The 17,528-nt window shown below is 60.8% G+C and carries 20 protein-coding genes; 9 read left to right on the top strand and 11 right to left on the bottom strand.

From position 1 onward, the window contains the following. Positions 1-130: 130 nt before the first annotated feature. Positions 131-637: a YciE/YciF ferroxidase family protein gene (locus NKH02_RS21535; protein WP_352864638.1), complete on the bottom strand. Its 507-nt coding sequence runs from the start codon at positions 635-637 to the stop codon at positions 131-133. A gap of 237 nt (positions 638-874) precedes the next feature. On the opposite strand from NKH02_RS21535, the gene NKH02_RS21530 reads away from it, so the two are divergent. Continuing rightward, complete coding sequence (locus tag NKH02_RS21530; RefSeq protein WP_352864635.1) at positions 875-2,584, top strand: HAD family hydrolase; 1,710 nt, start codon at positions 875-877, stop codon at positions 2,582-2,584. Positions 2,585-2,633: 49 nt separating this feature from the next. On the opposite strand, the gene NKH02_RS21525 is transcribed toward NKH02_RS21530, so the two are convergent. The 4 genes from NKH02_RS21525 to NKH02_RS21510 are packed head-to-tail and all read right to left on the bottom strand — an operon-like array spanning position 2,634 to position 7,052. Further along, positions 2,634-3,095 carry a RidA family protein gene (locus NKH02_RS21525; protein ID WP_352881240.1) on the bottom strand — a complete coding sequence of 154 codons (462 nt, stop codon included), beginning with the start codon at positions 3,093-3,095 and terminating at the stop codon, positions 2,634-2,636. A gap of 32 nt (positions 3,096-3,127) precedes the next feature. After that, positions 3,128-5,407: a xanthine dehydrogenase family protein molybdopterin-binding subunit gene (locus NKH02_RS21520; RefSeq protein ID WP_352881238.1), complete on the bottom strand. Its 2,280-nt coding sequence runs from the start codon at positions 5,405-5,407 to the stop codon at positions 3,128-3,130. 3 nt (positions 5,408-5,410) lie between these two features. After that, positions 5,411-6,433 (bottom strand): FAD binding domain-containing protein, encoded by a 1,023-nt coding sequence (locus NKH02_RS21515; protein WP_352881236.1) that lies wholly within the window; start codon positions 6,431-6,433, stop codon positions 5,411-5,413. Position 6,434: 1 nt separating this feature from the next. Further along, positions 6,435-7,052, bottom strand: coding sequence for a (2Fe-2S)-binding protein (locus NKH02_RS21510; RefSeq protein WP_352881234.1), 618 nt, complete (start codon positions 7,050-7,052; stop codon positions 6,435-6,437). Between the two features lie 164 nt (positions 7,053-7,216). Between NKH02_RS21510 and NKH02_RS21505 the strand changes: the two genes are divergently transcribed. The 5 genes from NKH02_RS21505 to NKH02_RS21485 all read left to right on the top strand — a co-directional run bounded on the left by NKH02_RS21505 (position 7,217) and on the right by NKH02_RS21485 (position 11,461). Next, a complete protein-coding gene (locus NKH02_RS21505) occupies positions 7,217-7,399 on the top strand; it encodes a hypothetical protein (protein ID WP_352881233.1) in 183 nt (60 codons plus the stop codon). A gap of 323 nt (positions 7,400-7,722) precedes the next feature. Next, positions 7,723-8,718 (top strand): HlyD family secretion protein, encoded by a 996-nt coding sequence (locus NKH02_RS21500; protein ID WP_352881231.1) that lies wholly within the window; start codon positions 7,723-7,725, stop codon positions 8,716-8,718. Positions 8,719-8,726: 8 nt separating this feature from the next. Then, entirely contained in the window at positions 8,727-10,313 is a 1,587-nt protein-coding gene (locus NKH02_RS21495) for a DHA2 family efflux MFS transporter permease subunit (RefSeq protein WP_352881229.1), read from the top strand. A gap of 334 nt (positions 10,314-10,647) precedes the next feature. After that, positions 10,648-10,965: a plasmid stabilization protein gene (locus NKH02_RS21490; RefSeq protein ID WP_352864616.1), complete on the top strand. Its 318-nt coding sequence runs from the start codon at positions 10,648-10,650 to the stop codon at positions 10,963-10,965. 52 nt (positions 10,966-11,017) lie between these two features. Then, complete coding sequence (locus NKH02_RS21485; RefSeq protein ID WP_352881227.1) at positions 11,018-11,461, top strand: PPC domain-containing DNA-binding protein; 444 nt, start codon at positions 11,018-11,020, stop codon at positions 11,459-11,461. Positions 11,462-11,495: 34 nt separating this feature from the next. Here the strand turns inward: NKH02_RS21485 and NKH02_RS21480 are convergent, their stop codons facing one another. Next, positions 11,496-12,761 carry a DUF763 domain-containing protein gene (locus NKH02_RS21480; protein ID WP_352881226.1) on the bottom strand — a complete coding sequence of 422 codons (1,266 nt, stop codon included), beginning with the start codon at positions 12,759-12,761 and terminating at the stop codon, positions 11,496-11,498. Positions 12,762-12,856: 95 nt separating this feature from the next. Next, positions 12,857-13,465 (bottom strand): cysteine hydrolase family protein, encoded by a 609-nt coding sequence (locus tag NKH02_RS21475; RefSeq protein WP_352864610.1) that lies wholly within the window; start codon positions 13,463-13,465, stop codon positions 12,857-12,859. 297 nt (positions 13,466-13,762) lie between these two features. Between NKH02_RS21475 and NKH02_RS21470 the strand changes: the two genes are divergently transcribed. Then, positions 13,763-14,182, top strand: coding sequence for an HD domain-containing protein (locus NKH02_RS21470; RefSeq protein ID WP_352864608.1), 420 nt, complete (start codon positions 13,763-13,765; stop codon positions 14,180-14,182). A 19-nt stretch (positions 14,183-14,201) separates the two neighbouring features. Here NKH02_RS21470 and NKH02_RS21465 read toward each other — a convergent pair whose 3' ends face one another. From NKH02_RS21465 to NKH02_RS21450, 4 genes are all read right to left on the bottom strand, one after another. Continuing rightward, a complete protein-coding gene (locus NKH02_RS21465) occupies positions 14,202-14,609 on the bottom strand; it encodes a DUF427 domain-containing protein (protein ID WP_352864606.1) in 408 nt (135 codons plus the stop codon). A gap of 129 nt (positions 14,610-14,738) precedes the next feature. Continuing rightward, on the bottom strand, positions 14,739-15,635 hold the full coding sequence (locus tag NKH02_RS21460; RefSeq protein ID WP_352881224.1) for an alpha/beta fold hydrolase: 897 nt from the start codon (positions 15,633-15,635) through the stop codon (positions 14,739-14,741). After that, positions 15,632-15,817 carry a hypothetical protein gene (locus NKH02_RS21455; protein ID WP_352881222.1) on the bottom strand — a complete coding sequence of 62 codons (186 nt, stop codon included), beginning with the start codon at positions 15,815-15,817 and terminating at the stop codon, positions 15,632-15,634. Before NKH02_RS21455 ends, NKH02_RS21460 begins: the two co-directional genes overlap by 4 nt. 77 nt (positions 15,818-15,894) lie before the next feature. Next, the gene (locus NKH02_RS21450) at positions 15,895-16,089 is read right to left on the bottom strand and encodes a DUF2934 domain-containing protein (RefSeq protein ID WP_352864599.1); all 195 of its coding nucleotides are present in this window, start codon (positions 16,087-16,089) and stop codon (positions 15,895-15,897) included. Between the two features lie 296 nt (positions 16,090-16,385). On the opposite strand from NKH02_RS21450, the gene NKH02_RS21445 reads away from it, so the two are divergent. Further along, positions 16,386-16,646, top strand: coding sequence for a hypothetical protein (locus NKH02_RS21445; protein WP_352881220.1), 261 nt, complete (start codon positions 16,386-16,388; stop codon positions 16,644-16,646). 141 nt (positions 16,647-16,787) lie between these two features. Further along, a complete protein-coding gene (locus NKH02_RS21440; protein ID WP_352864594.1) occupies positions 16,788-17,489 on the top strand; it encodes an MgtC/SapB family protein in 702 nt (233 codons plus the stop codon). Positions 17,490-17,528: the final 39 nt, after the last annotated feature.

Below are 17,528 nucleotides of genomic sequence, written 5' to 3'. Positions count from 1 at the left end.
CATCTTCGTGGGGTCCTCGTTTTTTTTTATATCTAAAAAACCCCCGGCCCGGCGGGGGCGTTATCCGGGGTGCCTCCGTTCCGCGGGGGGGCCGCGGGCGCCGGGGGGGGCGCGGTCGACCTGAGTAAGCTCATTCGGCTGCCTGCAGGTTGATCTTGCTTTCCGCCATTTCGGTGAGCTTGCGATCGGTCGCCTGTTCTTCCTTCAGGTTCTTGGCCAGGACGTTGGCGCAGTCGCCGCGGCCAAGCTGCTTGGCCCAGGCGATGAGCGTGCCATAGCGTGTCATCTCGTAGTGCTCGACTGCCTGCGCCGAGGCTATTAGCGCCGCGTCGAGAACCTCCTTGTCGTCGACGTCGCCGCTTACGTCGTCGGCTTCCTCGAGAATGCCGTCGATCGCCGGGCAGTTGACCTCCTTGGCCTTGACGCCATGCAACTCGAACACCTGCTCTACGCGCTCGATATGGCCCCTGGTCTGGTCGAGATGTTTTTCGAATCCGGCTTTCAATTGCGGGTCGGTTGCCTTGTCGATCATCTTCGGCAGCGCTTTCTCGATCTGCCTTTCTGCGTAGTAGATGTCGCGCAGCGTGTGCACGAAGAGATCGTCGAGTGTCTTGATGTCCTTCGAAAAGAAGCCCATGGCCTTACCTTTCATTGTTCTCAAGGTTGATTTCGGCGGCGGCTTTGCCCGCCGCCCGCGAACGCCGGAAACTGGTCCCGGCTTGCTGGTCAACGTGCCGGTACCGGAGGAGTTCCTGGTCTCCGGGGCGAAACCGTTGCTCCTTTTTCGAAACGCCGCGATTCAATTCCGATGGGAGCCTTTGTCTCGATCACACGTTCTAACCGGAATGCAAACCGGAACCGTGAAAGGTCGAGAATGTATTTCATTGCGTTGGCGACGGACTATGACGGCACGCTGGCTCATGACGGAATCGTCGCTACGAAAACGCTGGCTGCCCTTGAGCGGTTCAAGAAGAGCGGCCGCAAGCTGGTTCTCGTCACCGGGCGCGAACTGCCCGATTTGAAGCGCGTCTTTCCCGAAATCGGCCTGTTCGACAAGGTCGTCGCCGAGAATGGAGCGCTGATCTACACCCCGGCCAGCGAGGAAGAACGGGTGATTTCGCCATCGCCGGAACCCAAATTCGTCGCCAGGCTGAAGAGGTGCGGCGTCAAGCCGCTTTCGGTCGGGCGATCGATCGTCGCGACCTGGGAGCCCCACCAGGCCACCGTGCTCGAGGTCATCAAGAAACTGGGACTGGAACTGGAAATCATCTTCAACAAGGGCGCGGTGATGATCCTGCCGAGCGGCATCAACAAAGCCACCGGACTGACCGCGGCACTTCAGGATCTTCGGCTTTCGACGCACAATGTGGTGGGTGTCGGCGACGCCGAGAACGACCATGCCTTCCTACAGGCATGTGGCTGCAGCGTCGCCGTCGACAATGCAATTCCCGCGGTCAAGACCACAGCCGATCTGGTCATGCGTGGCGCCCGTGGGAAAGGCGTGGAGGAACTGGTCGACAGACTGATCAAGCGCGATCATGAGATCGTGCCGAGGCGCCATGACGGCATCGTTCTCGGATCCGCCGGCGGCGACGAGATTTATTTGTCGCCGACCGATACTGTCCTCATCGCCGGCAGTTCGGGCATCGGCAAATCCACCTTGGCCACCGCGCTGACGGAACGCTTCGTCGAGAGTGGGTTTCAATTCTGCGTCTTCGATCCCGAGGGCGACTATGACGGTCTCGAAGGCGCGGTTCGGCTGGGAGACGGCTCCAGCGCGCCGACAAAGGCTCAAGTGCTGGATCTGATCGCCAAGGCCGACAGCAATATCGTCGTCAATGGGCTGGCCCTGCGCGTCAATGAGCGGCCGGATTTCTTTGCCGACCTGCTGCCTGGCCTCGGCAGTTTCCGCCGTCGCACCGCGAGACCGCATTGGCTCGTCATCGACGAAGCACACCATCTCCTGCCCAAGCGGCGCGACGATACGCGGGCGATCCTGTCATTGGAATTGCCGGGCACGATCTTGATCACCGTTCACCCGGAAGCGATCTCGACCGACGCCTTGCGCCTGGTGACGGCCATCATTGCGCTTGGCCCCAAGGCGAAGGACGTCGTGAAGGTCTTCTGCAAAGAGACCGGCATCGCGCCGCCTAAGGAGATCTCCTCGCCCAAGGGCGAGCGCGTGTTGTTCTGGCGGCCGCAGAAACGCAAGAAACTCGCCATGGTCAAGGTGATCGAGCCACGCCAGTCGCTGAAGCGGCACAGCCGCAAATATGCCGAGGGGCAACTCGATGAGGCAGGCAGCTTCTATTTCCACGGTCCCGACGATGCGATGAATCTCAGGGCCCACAATCTGATGATCTTCGCCCAGATGGCTGAAGGCATAGACGACAAGACCTGGGAGTTTCACCTGCGCGCCGGCGACTATTCCGATTGGTTCCGCCATCAGATCAGGGACAAGGACCTGGCACGCGAAACGGCCGAGGCGGAAAAGGACGAAACGCTTTCAGCCGAGGAAAGCCGCAAGCGCGTGCTCGACGCGGTTCGGCGGCGATATACGGCACCCGCCACTGCGCCGGAATGAGGCGGAACGACCAGGCCGGCGCTATTGCTTCTCCACGCGGAAACTCCACTCAGTCCGGCAGCGCCGCGACCGCGACAATTTCAACAACGATGTCGGCTTGCGCAAGCGCCGCAACCCCGATCACCTCCGAGGGCGGCGGGTTGTTGTAGCTACAGTGCTTCGGGCAATGCTCGGCAAAGATCTCGTCCAGGACGTCGAGGCGAAAATTGGGAGAGCTCAGAACGCCGCCATCGGGAAATGGCCCCTTGATGAAGAAGGTCAGCCGGATGAGATAGTCGAGCGAGCTGCCGAGTTCTTCCAGATCTGATTTGATGTTCGTCAAAACTGCGCGCCACTGTGCCGCCGCATCGCCAGCGAAGCCACCTCCCCTTTTGCCGGCTGGGTCGTAATCGTCGGCGGTTGCCGTGTTTCCACTAAGATAGACAAATCCCCTTGCTCCGGTAACGACCGTGCCTTTTCCCCACGGCATCAACCGGCCGTTTTTGAATTTCTTATGGGTTACGAGTTCCATGTTCCGGTTCGGCGCGGCCGCGCCCCTGATCGTCAGACGATCAAATCGTCTATTCTGATCGGCAGATCTCGAATGCGCTTGCCAGTGGCATGATACACGGCGCTCGCGACAGCGGCCGCCGTCCCGACATTGCCAAGTTCCCCCAATCCTTTGACGCCGGCCGGGTTGACGTCCGGATCGACCTCCGGGACGAGGATGACGTCGACCTGTTTGATGTCCGCGTTGACCGGCACCAGATAATCCTGCAGGTCACGATTGACATAGCGGGCGTTGCGCCGGTCGATTTCCGTCGCCTCGTGAAGGGCCTGGCCAATACCCCAGATCATGCCGCCCATCAGTTGGCTGCGCGCGGTGCGGGTGTTCATGATCCGCCCGGCGGCAAAGGCGCCGACGATGCGCGGCACCCGGATTTCGCGTGTGTAACTGTTGATGCGGACTTCGACGAATTCGGCGCCAAAGGCATATTTCACCGAATCCTCGTCCTGATCGCCGCCGTGGAATTCCGCCTGCCCGGCATAGAGTTTCTTTAGCGCTTCCGGCGTCGAACCCTTTGGCGCAAACTCGGCGTATTCCTCTATCGCACCGACCTGCATCGCCTTGAAGACATCAGACAGCTTGGCGGATTTGCCGCCGCTAGCCACGATCTTCTCTTGTTCCATTTCCAGTCTGGCATTGCCGGAACCAGCCAATGGCCCGTCTCCAGCAACGGCAGCCGCGAAAAGTTTTCCGCGCACCGCGTCACAGGCCTTCAGAACCGCGGAGCAGACGCTCGCAGTCGAAATCGAGCCGCCCGAGACCGGCGCCGGCGGCAGTGCACTGTCGCCCATCTCGACGCTGACCTTGTCAATCCCTATCCCCAGACGCTCGGCCGCCATCTGGCCTGCCACGGTGCGCACACCGGTGCCAATCTCATGCGAGCCGCACTGAACGCGAACCTGGCCATCGGCGGTCAGGCGAACACGGGCCGCGCATGGCGCGCTGGCCGTTGGATAGATGGCGGTCGCGCAACCCATGCCGACCAGCCAGTCGCCATCACGCATCGACCCAACCGTGGCATCGCGCTTCGACCAGCCGAAGGCTTGCGCAGCCTGGTCGTAGCATTTGACCAGCGACCGGCTGGAGAATGGCTTGCCGCCGATCGGCTCCTTTTCAGGCTCGTTGATACGCCGAAACTCGACAGGATCCATCCCGAGCGCCACGGCCATTTCGTCCATGGCGTTCTCGAGCGCGTAGACATAGGGCGTCTCGGGCGGCGAGCGCATGTAGCCCGGTGTGTTGCGATCGGCATGGACGAGCGAAACGTGAGTGAGCACCGAACCATAGTTGTACATGCGGCCGGTGGCCGACGTGCCGCCGACGACATAAGAGTCAGGGCGTGATGTCACCTCCCAGCCCTCATGTCCGAACGCCGTGATGCGGCCGTCCTTGCCGGCGCCTATGCGGATTCGATGCCGAGTCTCGGCGCGATAGGTCTGGGTGTTGAAGGCCTGCATGCGGCTGACGACGCAGCGTACCGGCCGTCCAACACGCTGCGCCGCAACCGCGACAATTGCCGTGCGAGTCGTCATTGGCCCCTTGGAGCCGAAGGCGCCACCAACGTAAGGGCTGACAATCCGCACATTGGCAGGATCGATCTTCAACTGCCGGGCGAGTTCGATTTTCCAGCCGGTGACATTCTGGCTTGGTTCATGGATGGTGAGTTGATCGCCTTGCCACATCGCCGTGGTCGAAAACAGTTCGATCGGATTGTGATGTTGGGTCGGCGTCGAGTATTTCTGGTCGATCTTGACGGCGGCGGATGCATAGGCAGTGTCGAAGTCGCCGGCTTTGACATCCTCCTTCAACATCGGGCTCTTACCGGCCGCCGGTTCCACCTTCGCGCCTTTGGAATCGAAGCTGGCGCTGGGCGGTTCGTCTTCGTAATCGGCGCGGATCAACATCGCTGCCTCCTCCGCCGCCTCGAATGTCTCGGCGACAACCATCGCGATGATCTGGCCGTCGTGGAAAATTGTCTTGTCGTGCAAGGGTGCGATGGAGCTCGCGCCAGTGTTGCCAAATTTCGGCGTGTCGGTCTTATCCATGTCGCCGTAGGTCATGATGTCCAGCACTCCGGGCACGGCCCTGGCGTCATCCGTATGGAGTCTGGAAACCTTGCCCCGAGCGATGCTGCTGGTGGCAAGAGCACCATAAGCGACGTTGGCTGTGGCGATGTCGGCCGGATAGCTGGCCTGCCCGGTAACTTTCAATCTGCCGTCGATGCGGACAACCGGTTCGCCTTGGTTTTCTTTTGGAACTGGCGCGGCTTGATTCATGGCTCAGACCTTCATGTCGCGTGTTTCGAGCAGCGCTCGCACCAGCGTGCGCTTTCCGAGCGGGACCTTGAACGCATTGTGTTCGCGCGGTTTGGCATCGGCAAAAGCAGCGTCGGCAGCCTCTTCGGCCACAGCCTCTTCCAGCACCTTGCCTTGAAGCGCATCCTCCGCCGCCCTCGCCCGCCATGGCACGGTTGCGACCCCGCCCAGCGCCACGCGCGCTTGCCTGACAGTGTCTCCATCCATGTCCAGCGCGACCGCCGCCGAGGCCAACGCGAACGCATAGGATTCGCGATCGCGTATCTTCAGGTAGTGCGAACGACGGCTCCATGCGCCGAGCGGAACATCGATGGCGACGATGACTTCATCGGCGGCCAGATCCGTCTCGATGTCGGGCGTCTCGCCGGGAAGCCGATGCAGTCTGGCGAACGGGATCTTGCGCGGACCATGGCGTCCCTCCACCTCGACGACCGCATCCAGCGCAATCAGGGCCTGCGCGAAATCGCCGTGATAGGTAGCGATGCAGGCATCGCTGGTGCCGAGCACGGCATGCTGGCGGTTGAACCCTTCCATCGCCGCACAGCCGGAACCGGGCTCACGCTTGTTGCACGGCCAGGAGGTTTCGCGAAAATACTCGCATCGCGTTCGCTGCAGCACGTTGCCGGCAAGGCTCGCCATGTTGCGAAGCTGACCGCTGGCGGCGAATTTCAGGCTATCGGCAAGGAGCGGGCAGCGGCGCCTGACGTCATTGTTGTCAGCTGCTTCGCCCATCCGGACCAGCGCCCCGAACCGGATGGTGTCATCGCTTACCCTGATCCGCCGCAGGGCAGGCTCGGCAAGATTGTTGAGATCGAGCAATCGTTCAGGCTGCGCGACGCCAAGCTTCATGTAGTCGGCCAGATTGGTGCCGCCGGCGATGAACTGGGTGTTGGCCTGTGTTGGCGCAACATGCCTGGCGTCGAGGTGGGACGCCATGGCGATCGCCACCGAAACGCTCGTTGGTCTTTCATAGACGAAAGGACGCATCCTAGGCCCTCCTGATCTCGTCGCGTGCCTGGATGATCGCCGCGACGATGTTGGGGTAGGCAGCGCATCGGCACAGATTGCCGCTCATGTGCTCGCGGATGTCATTGTCCGACCCGGCATGGCCTTCGTCGATGCAGCCGATGGCGGACATGATCTGGCCCGGCGTGCAGTAGCCGCATTGAAAGGCATCATGGTCGACAAAGGCCTGCTGCACCGGATGCAGCTCTCCGCCAGCTGAAGCCAGGCCTTCCACGGTCGTGACCTCGCGGCCTTGGTTCATGACGGCGAAGCTCAGGCAGGAGAGCACCCGCTTCCCATCGACAAGAACGGTACAGGCGCCGCACTGACCGTGGTCGCAACCTTTCTTGGTGCCGGTCAGGCCAACATGATCACGCAGTGCGTCGAGCAGGCTCGTGCGATTGTCGAGCGCGAGAGTGTAGGCCTGCTTGTTGATCCGCATCGAGATCGTCGACAGATCGCGCGGCCCGGCCGCTTTGGCGGTCGGCGGCTCGGCCGCTTTTGTGGACGTGGCTACGAGCGGCATTGCCGCTGCCGCCGAAACAGAGCCCGTCATGAACGAGCGTCTGCTCAGGCCGCTGGGACTTGTGGAATTAGACATGGCTGGCTTCCGGCTGGCTGGGGTCTCAAGCGGACCAAACTGTTCGCGGGAAACAAAGTTCCCTCCTCACATCGCTGTGATCGCTTCTTTTGCGGGCCGGTCACGCGGAACTTCAGCCGCAGGGCGGTGGTTGTCCTCGACAGGTTCCAGGGAAGGAGACGATCATGAGCAGTGATCGGGGCGATCGACGCAGCGATCAAAATGGTGATGAAGGCCCTGTCTTTTCGGCTGAGCAGGCGCGGCAAGGCGAGATCATCCTGCGAACCCGCACACGCCGTATCATCTTCGTCGCGGGCCTCGTCGGTATTGTGATCCTCATTGCGGTGGTCAGATTCGCAGTCGGCTGAATGGGCTTCGACTGCAATCCTCGAAAAATGCGAACTGTCTCGCTAGCCTGTTCGTCAGGAACTTTTGTGAACAGCTGCCGTTGACCCGAAAAAAGCCGTCGGCGCCTTTGCTTGAGAGTTCTCCCGTGGACGCGAAAACCGAAACCAAAGAACCAGACAAAACCAGAGATCCGCGCGACGCTTCGAGCAAGGCCAGATCGGAAGCGTCGGCAAGACGCAAGGGCGATGCGGCTCAGCCCGACACCCCGGAGCGTGAAGCGCGGGACAAGGGGGCGGATGATCAAAAGCCCAGCCTCCTGAGCTTCCCCCGGCGACACCCTTACATGTCCATTGCAATCCTGATCATGGTGTCGCTGGCCGCCATGGAACTGATCATGTGGTGGCTGAATGCCCGCCAATATGAATCGACCGACGACGCCTTCATCGACGCCCGCACCATAACCATCGGCGCCGAGATATCGGGACGTATCACCGACCTCGCGGTGACCGACAACCAACTCGTCAAGGCGGGCGACGTCCTGTTGCGCATCGATGACAGCGACTATCAGGCCAGCCTCAAACAGGCCGATGCCGGCGTAACGTCGGCGCAAGCCGACATTGTCGAGATCGGGGCTCGGATTGAAGCCCAAAACGCAAAGATCGATGCAGCCCGGAAGCAGATGGCGCAAGCCCAGGCGGCACTCGATTTCGCCAAGGCCGAGGACAAACGCAACCGTGAACTTCTGGCCAAGGGCACGGCCACCCAACAGCAGGCTCAGCAGGCAGCGTCGACGCTGCGTCAGGATCAGGCTGCTCTCGATAGCGCTGAGGCCAACGTGACTGCCGCCAAGAGCCAGGTCGTTGTCTTGCAGGCACAGATCAAGAGCGCCGAAGCCAAACTCGATCAGGCCAAGGCGAGCCAGGACCAGGCGCGCACCACGCTGTCGCGCACCACCATCACCGCACCGGTTTCCGGACGAGCAACGAGCATCTCGGTTGCCAACGGTTCCTATGCCCAACCCGGCCAGGTGCTGATGATGTTTGTTCCCGACGAGGTCTGGGTGAAGGCCAACTTCAAGGAAACACAGCTCGATCTGATGCGGCCGGGACAGCCGGTCGATATCGACATCGACGCCTATCCGGAAAGATCCTTCCATGGCCGCGTCGACAGCATCCAGGCGGGCAGTGGCACCGCCTTCAGCCTGCTGCCGGCCGAGAATGCCACCGGCAATTTCGTCAAGGTGGTGCAGCGTGTGCCGGTGAAGATCGTCTTCGACAGACCGCCCGGCGTGCTGCTAGGCCCTGGCCTGTCGGTGGTGCCAACAGTCAAGGTACGATGAGTGGCGAGATGGCCAAAGACCAAAGCGAAAGCCGGTCCGCCGCCGGTGGGCGCAATCCCTGGCTGATCGCCATCGTCGTCTCCATCGCGACCTTCATGCTGGTTCTGGACACCTCGATCGCCAACGTAGCGCTACGCAACATCGCCGGCAGCCTGGCGGCCGGGATGGACGAAAGCACCTGGGTGATCACCACCTATCTGGTTGCAAATTCCGTGATCATCCCGGTCAGCGGCTGGCTGGCCAGCGTGATCGGCCGTAAGCGCTACTACATGCTGTGCGTGGCGACCTTCACCATCGCTTCGCTGCTGTGCGGACTGGCGCCAAATCTGGAATTGCTCATCCTTTTCAGGATCCTGCAAGGTCTCGGCGGCGGCGGTATGGCGCCAAGCGAACAATCCATCCTCGCCGACACTTTTCCACCCGAAAAACGCTCCCAGGCGTTTGCCCTCTATGGCATAGCCGTCATCGTCGCACCGACGGTCGGGCCGACCATCGGCGGCTGGCTGACGGACCATTTCTCCTGGCACTGGATTTTCTTCATCAACGTGCCGTTCGGTATCATGTCGCTCGCTTTGGTGCAGTGGCTGGTCGTCGAACCGGACGTGCTCGAACGCGAACGCCAGGAGCGATTGCGAGGCGGCCTCAGGATCGACTGGGTCGGGTTTATTCTGGTGGCGACCGCGCTTGGCTGCCTGGAAATCTTCCTTGACCAAGGTCAGCGCAACGACTGGTTCGCATCGGCTTTCATCACGACTTTCGCGGTGATTTCGGCGATCTCGTTCCTGCTGCTTATCCCGTGGGAGTTCAGCCACCGCGATCCGATCGTCGACATCCGGCTGCTGTTCAGCCGTCAGTTCGGCACGTCGTTCCTGGTGATGATGGCGGTCGGCGCCGTGCTGTTCAGCACCACGCAGTTGATGCCGCAGCTGCAACAGACCGCTTTCGACTACACGGCGACCCTGTCGGGCCTCGCGATGATGCCGGGCGGCATCGCCATGCTGATGCTGATGCCGATTTCCGGATTTGCCGCCAGCATCGTTCAGCCCAAATATTTGATCATGATGGGCATGTCGGTTGTGGTGGTCGCCTTGTGGCACATGACGTCGCTCACCCCGGACGCCAGCTTCCGTTTCTTTGCCCTTGCACGCATCTTCCTGATGATCGGCCTGCCGTTCCTGTTCATCCCCATTTCGACGGCGGCTTACGTCGGTCTCGCTCCGCAGCAGACCAACCAGGCCTCGGCGCTGATCAACGTTGCCCGCAACATTGGCGGCAGCATCGGCGTGTCACTGTCCAACACGGTGATCGCTCAAAGCGCGCAACTGCATCAGGCAAATCTTGTCGGCCACACCGCGCAATCCTCACCAAGCTACCAGCAGGTGCTGCGTCAGGTAACCGAGCATTTCGTCGCTCAGGGCTCACCGATGGGCGAAGCGAAGCAGCAGGCGATCGGCTGGCTCGGGCAGTTGATCGCGCGCCAGGCCTCATTGCTCGCCTATATCGACGTCTTTCGGTACTGCGCAATCGCGACCGCCCTGTTTGTTCCCCTCGCTTTGCTGCTGCGTTCTCCAAAACCCAAGCCCGACGGGCGATAGTTCCACGCCTTGCGTGCATGTTGCGTTCCAATTGAAACTCCTCATTGGAGCTCGCCGGAACGGTCGTCTGGAGCCGCATTGTCTCAGTGCTGTGGACCGCGTCAACCGGACACGGCCGTATGGTGAACAGGATAGTTTTTCCCGGTTTCATATTCTGGCCAAGGAATGGCAAAAAGCATCTGTCCCGCCCGGTCCGCAGTTATGCGAAACGATAGGGTTTGATCTCCGCATGCCATGACGAGGCAGTTTCGTGGGATCGGGTTGTTTTTCAAATTTCCGATTGGAACTCCCTCGCTGGGTTTCCGTTCAGGCTCTACAGAACAGGAGAACTGTCATGCCACGAGGCGACAAATCGAAATACACCGACAAGCAGGAACGCAAAGCCGATCATATTGCGGAAGGCTATGAGAAGCGCGGGGTCTCCGACCAGGAAGCTGAAAGGCGGGCATGGGCGACCGTCAACAAGGACGATGGCGGCGGTAAGACAGAAGGCGGCTCCGGGCGCGGCAAACATACCGGCCATCCCGCGGCGCACAAGGGCGGCAAAAGCGGCGGCAGGGCATCCGCGTCACGGTCAGCCGCGAGCCGATCGGATTCGGCAAAGAAAGCCGCGGCAACACGTAAGCGGAACGCCGAACATCGAGTTCATTGACCTGGACGAAGCCACTCAGACTGACAAGGCTCAACGCGATGGGAGTGCCGGCATGAAATCGCAGCTCGTCAACGAGATCAGCGGGCAAAGGACATTCGTCGTGGTGCTCGACCCCGGCGAAGAAGCGTTCGCCGCGGTGACCGCCTTCGCAGTCGACCAGAAAGTCGGCAATGCATCCTTGACCGCCATCGGGGCTTTCGAAAGAGCGACCGTGGGCTGGTTTGATCCGAATGCGAAGACCTATCGCAAAATCCCGATCGACGAACAATGCGAGGTCCTGAGCGCGATCGGCGACGTTGCGCTGGGCGACGATGGCAAGCCCAGCCTGCACGTCCACGTGGTGCTCGGATTGAGCGACGGCACCACTCGGGGTGGGCATCTGCTTGACGGCATCGTTCGGCCAACGCTCGAAATCACCCTGGTGGAAGCGCCCGGTCACCTGCGCCGCCGCAAGCGTCCCGAGCTCGGCGTCGCTTTGATCGATCTGGACGCGTGAAGCGCAAAACCGGCCTCACTCAGGCGCGATCTTGTCACGCCTTCCTGCTCTTCTCCGCGGGCACCTCGTCCGGCGCGGCTTCCCAGCCAAAGACACTGCGACCGCCAAGCAGATGCGACTGGTCGAATTCTCCGGCGACAATTTCCTTCAGGCTGGGGCCGGTGACGTATCGTTCGACCTGCCGCGACTGGTCGTCCAACCGCTTCAAGGCGCCGATTTCTTCTTCGTGACCAAGTTTCGCCTTCTGCACGGCGGACTTCAGCACCCCGATGGTCTCGTCATAGACTTTTAGAGGCACAGGGAATGGGTGCCTGTCCTTACCGCCATGTGCCAGCGAGAACCGGCCGGGATCGGAAAAACGGCACGGCGCGCCATGCACCACTTCGGCGACAAGGGCCAGCGCCCGCACCGTGCACGCACCAACACCTGGTACCAGAAGGAGCTCGGAAAAATCCTCGGGGCCGCGTTCGGCGGCGGCCGCCATGTTTCCATGCAGCCGACGCATGATGACATCGCTTTCGCGCACATCGTGGTGAGCCGGCATGATCAGATGCGGCAGCAACAGCTGTTGCGGCGGCGCCGGTGCCGCGCCGCGCTCCAATGCCGCGAACTCCTTGAGGATGCGATCCGGTCCAAGATCCTGCAACAGATCCAACTGTCCCTTGCGCGAAGCTTCGGCGCGCCGGTCGGTCAGATTGACGATCTCGCCCTGGTTGGCGCCTTCGATGGCGGTGTGCGGCTGGTCGACGAAACTCTTCAAACCTTCGGACAGCCAATGATACCGGCGCGCCACCTTGCTGTCGCCGTTCATGCCTTGCTGGACCACGACCCAGTCGCCGTTATCGGTGACGATGAACCCGTGCAGATAGAGGTCGAAGCCATCCTGGACGGCGGCGCTGTCCACCTTGGCAACAAGCCGGCTGACGGTTGCCAGGCTCGCTCCGTCAAAGCCAACGCGTTCGCCGATGATTGCAAGTTCATGCGGGGTTTTGCGCGAATGCGTGCCGCGGCCGCCGCAGACATGAATGCCCAGTTCGCCGGAGAGCGGCGTCAGACCGCGTTTCAAGGCGCCGACGACGCTGGTCGTGATACCGGACGAGTGCCAGTCCATGCCCATGACGGCGCCGAAGGATTGGAACCAGAACGGATGCGCCAACCGGCGCAGCAACTCGTTGCGACCGTAGTGATGAATGATTGCCTCGCACATCACGGCGCCAAGGCGCGTCATGCGGTCGCCAAGCCATTTCGGCACGCGTCCGCCGTGAAGTGGAAGATCAGCACTTCCCGATCGTTGCGCCACGTCTGTTCCTATGCCTACTGTTCCCTCAACAAATAGGTATCCCAGACCGTGGGCAGAAGCACTCGATGCTTCTGCCTGGCTGAAGCCCGGCGACATCAAATCCAGTGCGACAGTACCACCTCCATCTCGACGGTCTCGACTTGCTGGGCAAATCGCTGGTGATAAACGGTCAGCAGCGCATCATGCGTCGCGTCGGAAGAACTGCACAGCGCGTCCGTGACGAGAACCACGCGATAACCGAAATCGATTGCTCCGAGCACCGTGGCCAGAACGCATACATCGGTTTCGCCGCCAGTGATGACCAGCGTATCGATATCGCGCTCTGCCAGAAAAGCCCTGAGCCGGCCCTCAAACCAGGGCGAGTAGATGTGTTTGTCGATGACTGCCGCCGGCGGGCAGTAAGCGGCCAATGCCGGCAACAGGTCGACCATTTCGTCGCCGATACTTTCGATAGTCATCGTGGTCCAGTGCTCATAGTAGCGCTTCCATGTGCCTACACCCTGCCCCGGCTTCTGGGCAGGCAGGAAGCGCGTGAAGACTGTCTGTTGCGCCTTCCTTTCGACCAGGCTCTCGATGCGAGGGAGCACGCGAGTGATCCATGGAGTGGCCCACTGTGACGGCTCGGCAAACAGCCGCTGCATGTCAACACAGACATGCATGCAGCGGTCGCCCAGAGGCCCGTATGCCAAACCCGGCATCGACATCAGGAAGTCCGTACGCGGTCGGATTTTTTCACGAGCTTTTCCTTGCCATCGAAGGCATCGATCAGAACGTCCCGTGCCGGCACTCGTTCCTTGTCGCTTCAGGAACCGACATCAGCCATCGACGTTTCCGCCTCATGGATCCGATGCCATCCGCTGGAAGAGCCCACTGGTGAGGCGGACGGCGCTTCAACGAAATCCTTGCGGCAAGGAACAATAGCCTCGGCGACTTGGAGATGAAATCACAGGAGATTCCGATGGCCGCGCCTGGGCATTCGACAAGCGGCCGGGACAGCGACGATGAGCATTTTCTATCGAGCGGCCAAGATTGCGGAAGAGGTTCACGCAGCGCAGCGCGACAAGACCGGGCGGCCCTATATCGAGCATTGCCGTCGTGTCGTCGACGCTGTCGAGACGATGGATCAGAAGGTCGTCGCCTATCTGCATGATGTCCTGGAAAAAGGCGAAGGCTGGTCACGAGCCAAGCTTGAAGCGACCGGGTTTGGACCGTCGATTGCTTCCGCGGTCGATGCCATGTCGCGCAGAGACGGCGAGGACTATTTCACGTTCGTGCGGCGGGCCGCATCGAATCCGCTGGCGCTGCCGGTAAAACGCGCTGACCTCGAAGACAACATCTGGCAGTCACGGCAAATTGGAGCCTCGACAGCCAAATACGAAGAAGCCTTGCGCATTCTCGATGAGGAATTCTCCGGGCGCTAGCAAATGCCTGCCAATGATACTATTCCCTGACATGTGGCGTGTGCCGTTTGTCCTCCACCGGGTCGATATCGATGCGCGCCTTTTCTGGATCGAAAGCGCCATGACGTGCAATGGCCCGCGCTGCCGTATCCGGCGTCTCGTATGCCCACATGAAGTCATCGGCCGCGCCACCAACTGCATGGACACGCCAATAGCTAGCGGTTCCCTTCAGCGGTGAACTGCTTGTCGTGTTTGTCTTTTCGAAAAGCTCGAAATAGATGTCCTCGAACGGAATATAGAACACCGGCTCATGTCCCTCTTCCCTGAGTACCTTCGCGCGCTCCGTGGCCGCGACTATGGCGTCGGAGAATCGCACCGTTACCGTGCCGGCAAACGGTTCTATGGTTAGTGGGCGGTGGTGTTCTGAAGTTGCGACTGAAGTTTGCATCCGAATTCTCCGTGGCTACCGATTGATCGCGACGGCGTTCCGGTTCGCCATCCATGGAGACGAAATGCGCGGCGATGCATCAGGTTCCAGCTTGTCCGATGAAGCCGACTGACTGCCGAGCCAAGCGCTTTATCGCCTGCCGTAACTGTCGAGAAAGCTCGCCAACAGTCGCGAAACCTCTTGTGGGGCCTCACGTGTTGGGAAGTGCCCAACCGCATCCAGGACCACTCGTTTGTAGGGCGCGGTGAAATGCTCCTCCAGCCCTTCCGACGATGCGGTCAGCACAACACGGTCGTCGCCACCATGAAGCGTCAAGGTCGGCACCGTGATGATCTTGACCGATGTTTGCCGGGCGGCCAGATCCGCGTAGCGGGGATCGGGCTCCGCCTCACCCCAGCGAACCCGATAGGAATGCAATGTCACGTCAGGCCAATCCGGATTTTCGAAGGATGCAGCCACTTCATCGAAAATGGCATCGTCGAACCAGCCCAACGGGCTCCAGCTGTCCCATTGGAATCTGGCGAATTCCTTGCGATTCTTTCGCACGAACTCGGCGCCACGCGCTGTTGCCATGAACCATTGATACCAAAATGCTTTCGCCTGTTCGGGTGCTGGCGTTGCCGGCTTGCCGGGTTGCCAGCCAAGTGACAGCGCGGCACAGCACCTGATGCGATCGGGAAAAATCGAGGCCAGGAGGTAAGAGATCCGAGCTCCCCAGTCGTGCCCGACGACCGCAAAGCGGCTGAGGCCAAGCGCGTCGGCAAAGTCGAGCACATCCCGCGCCATTGCAGCAATTTCGCCGGATCGCATGGTTTCCTTCGACAGGAACGATGTCCGTCCAAAACCTCGCAGCCACGGCGAAAACGTCCGAAAGCCGGCCTCATGAAGGACCGGCGAAATGCGTGCGTAAGTGGTGGCGTCGTCCGGCCACCCATGCAGCAGGACAACGGGCGCACCGTTTTCTGGCCCGCCACCGAGATAGGCGATGCGCAGCAGTGGCGTATCGCAAGATGAGATGGGGTTCATTTGCTCTCCGGCGCTGTAACCGGCTGGTCGCCGCCAGTCGTCGACTTGGGTCTGGTATCCTGATCAACCTGCGGGTTCTTGTTGATGGTGTCGGTGTTGGCTTTCGTCGGTTCGACGCTGTTGTCACAGGCGCCGAGCGCAAGAGCAGCAGCCAACACCAGAAGCGACAAGGATTTCTTCATCGAAACCTCCTCTGACTGATATTCGACAAACGAGGCTCCGCGAATTTGGTTGCCTTGCTGGATGCTCGGGCCAGCCTTCAATCCTTCGAGCTTTTTGAGCCGGCGCTGACTGTCGGGTCGGGCACGACAGGGCCGCGTTCGGTCTCGGGACCTTCTCCCTCGATCTCCTGCACGGCTTGATCCCAGTGCTCCTGCTCGCGTCCAGTCGGACGGCCCTCTCGTTCCCAGATTTCATAGGCACGCCGTTTGATGCGCTCTTCCCTGCTGTCCATGACACCGATCCTCCGATCCATCAGTCTCAATTCCGGACGATATTTTTTGTTCCTCCTGTCGGAGAGAGCCACTGCGGGCGCCGCGGATTCAAACAAGCCGCATGTGGATTGCGTGCCCAACCGCTTGGTTATTACCGTACCGACGTTTTTTCGTGACATGCCAGCGCTGGCGGATCAATGTATCCGACTGTTGATCCGCGCTCTGCACGCCTAGGCTCCACCATCGCCTGGTGGGCAGTGCCCTGATCGCCCGGATCGAAAGACCTGACGGGCATTTCGAGACCAAGGTGACGCCCATGCGGGAATTGCCGAAAGACATCGACGCCGATGTGGTGATCGAAATCAGCAAACTGCTGGACGACAGTCCGCTTTTCGTCCCCGTCCGGGTTCATGAGCTTGCAGCCAGGGTGAGGCAGAAGGTGAAGACAGGTCTGCCGGACCTTTCGATCGAAGAACTGATCGTGGAAATGGCCTCTGTTCGCCGGTTGGCCATGGCGTTCGATCTGCCTGGATCGGAGAATGTGGTGCAGATTCCGATTCGCCATCCGCGCCGCTAAATCCGGTCCCCCAGCCTGACGCTACGACGTCGTTATCTCGTCTGCCAATCGATCGCGCGGCTTACAGCCAAGATGGCGTCGGGAACCTAACGTGCGACTGCGGATTGAGTGCGCACGGAAGTTCGAGTCCAGGTCATTGCGATGCCCCTTAATCCGGATTGGCAAGATATCGCGGCACGGTTGGTTTTGACTTTGCTTGCCGGTGCGCTGATAGGATTGGATCGTGAAGCGCGCGGCCACTCGGCAGGGCTGAGGACAACCATTCTGGTCGGACTGGCCGCCGCTCTCACAATGGCACAGGCAAATCTGCTGCTGGGAGTCGGCGGCAAAAATCCCGATTCCTTTGCCTCCATGGACGTGTTGCGCTTTCCGCTTGGCGTGCTGACCGGCGTCGGCTTTATCGGCGGCGGCGCCATTCTTCGCCGCGGCAACCTTGTCAGCGGAGTCACAACGGCTGCCACATTATGGGTGATGACTGCGATCGGGCTGGCGTTCGGCGGTGGTCAGTATGGTTTGGGGGTGGCTGGGACGGCGCTCACCTTGTTGACACTTCTCGTACTGAAATGGGTCGACGTGCGCATTCCCCGCGACCATCACGCCGAACTGGATATCGCCTGGAAGGCGGGAAAGACCGGCGATCTCGGCGAAATCGTCAGGCCGCTCGGTTACCGGGCACGGTTGGTCGGAATGGAGCGGCGCCCGGATCACCACGACCCTGTATTCTCATTTGAAATTGGCTGGACGCGACCGGACCGTAGCGGCCCGCCGACAGATTTGCTTTCGCTCTTGGACCAGCACTGCGAAGTCAAAAAATTCAGCCTGGTCAGCGAACCGGCGCACTGAATGGAATTCCTTGTTGGTTCGAAGAGCGCTCGGCTTTTG

The sequence above is a fragment of the Mesorhizobium sp. M1396 genome (assembly GCF_040317725.1).
Taxonomy (GTDB): Bacteria; Pseudomonadota; Alphaproteobacteria; order Rhizobiales; family Rhizobiaceae; genus Mesorhizobium.
Note: the sequence above shows the minus strand (reverse complement) of the source record. Positions and strands in the feature narration are given on the sequence as shown.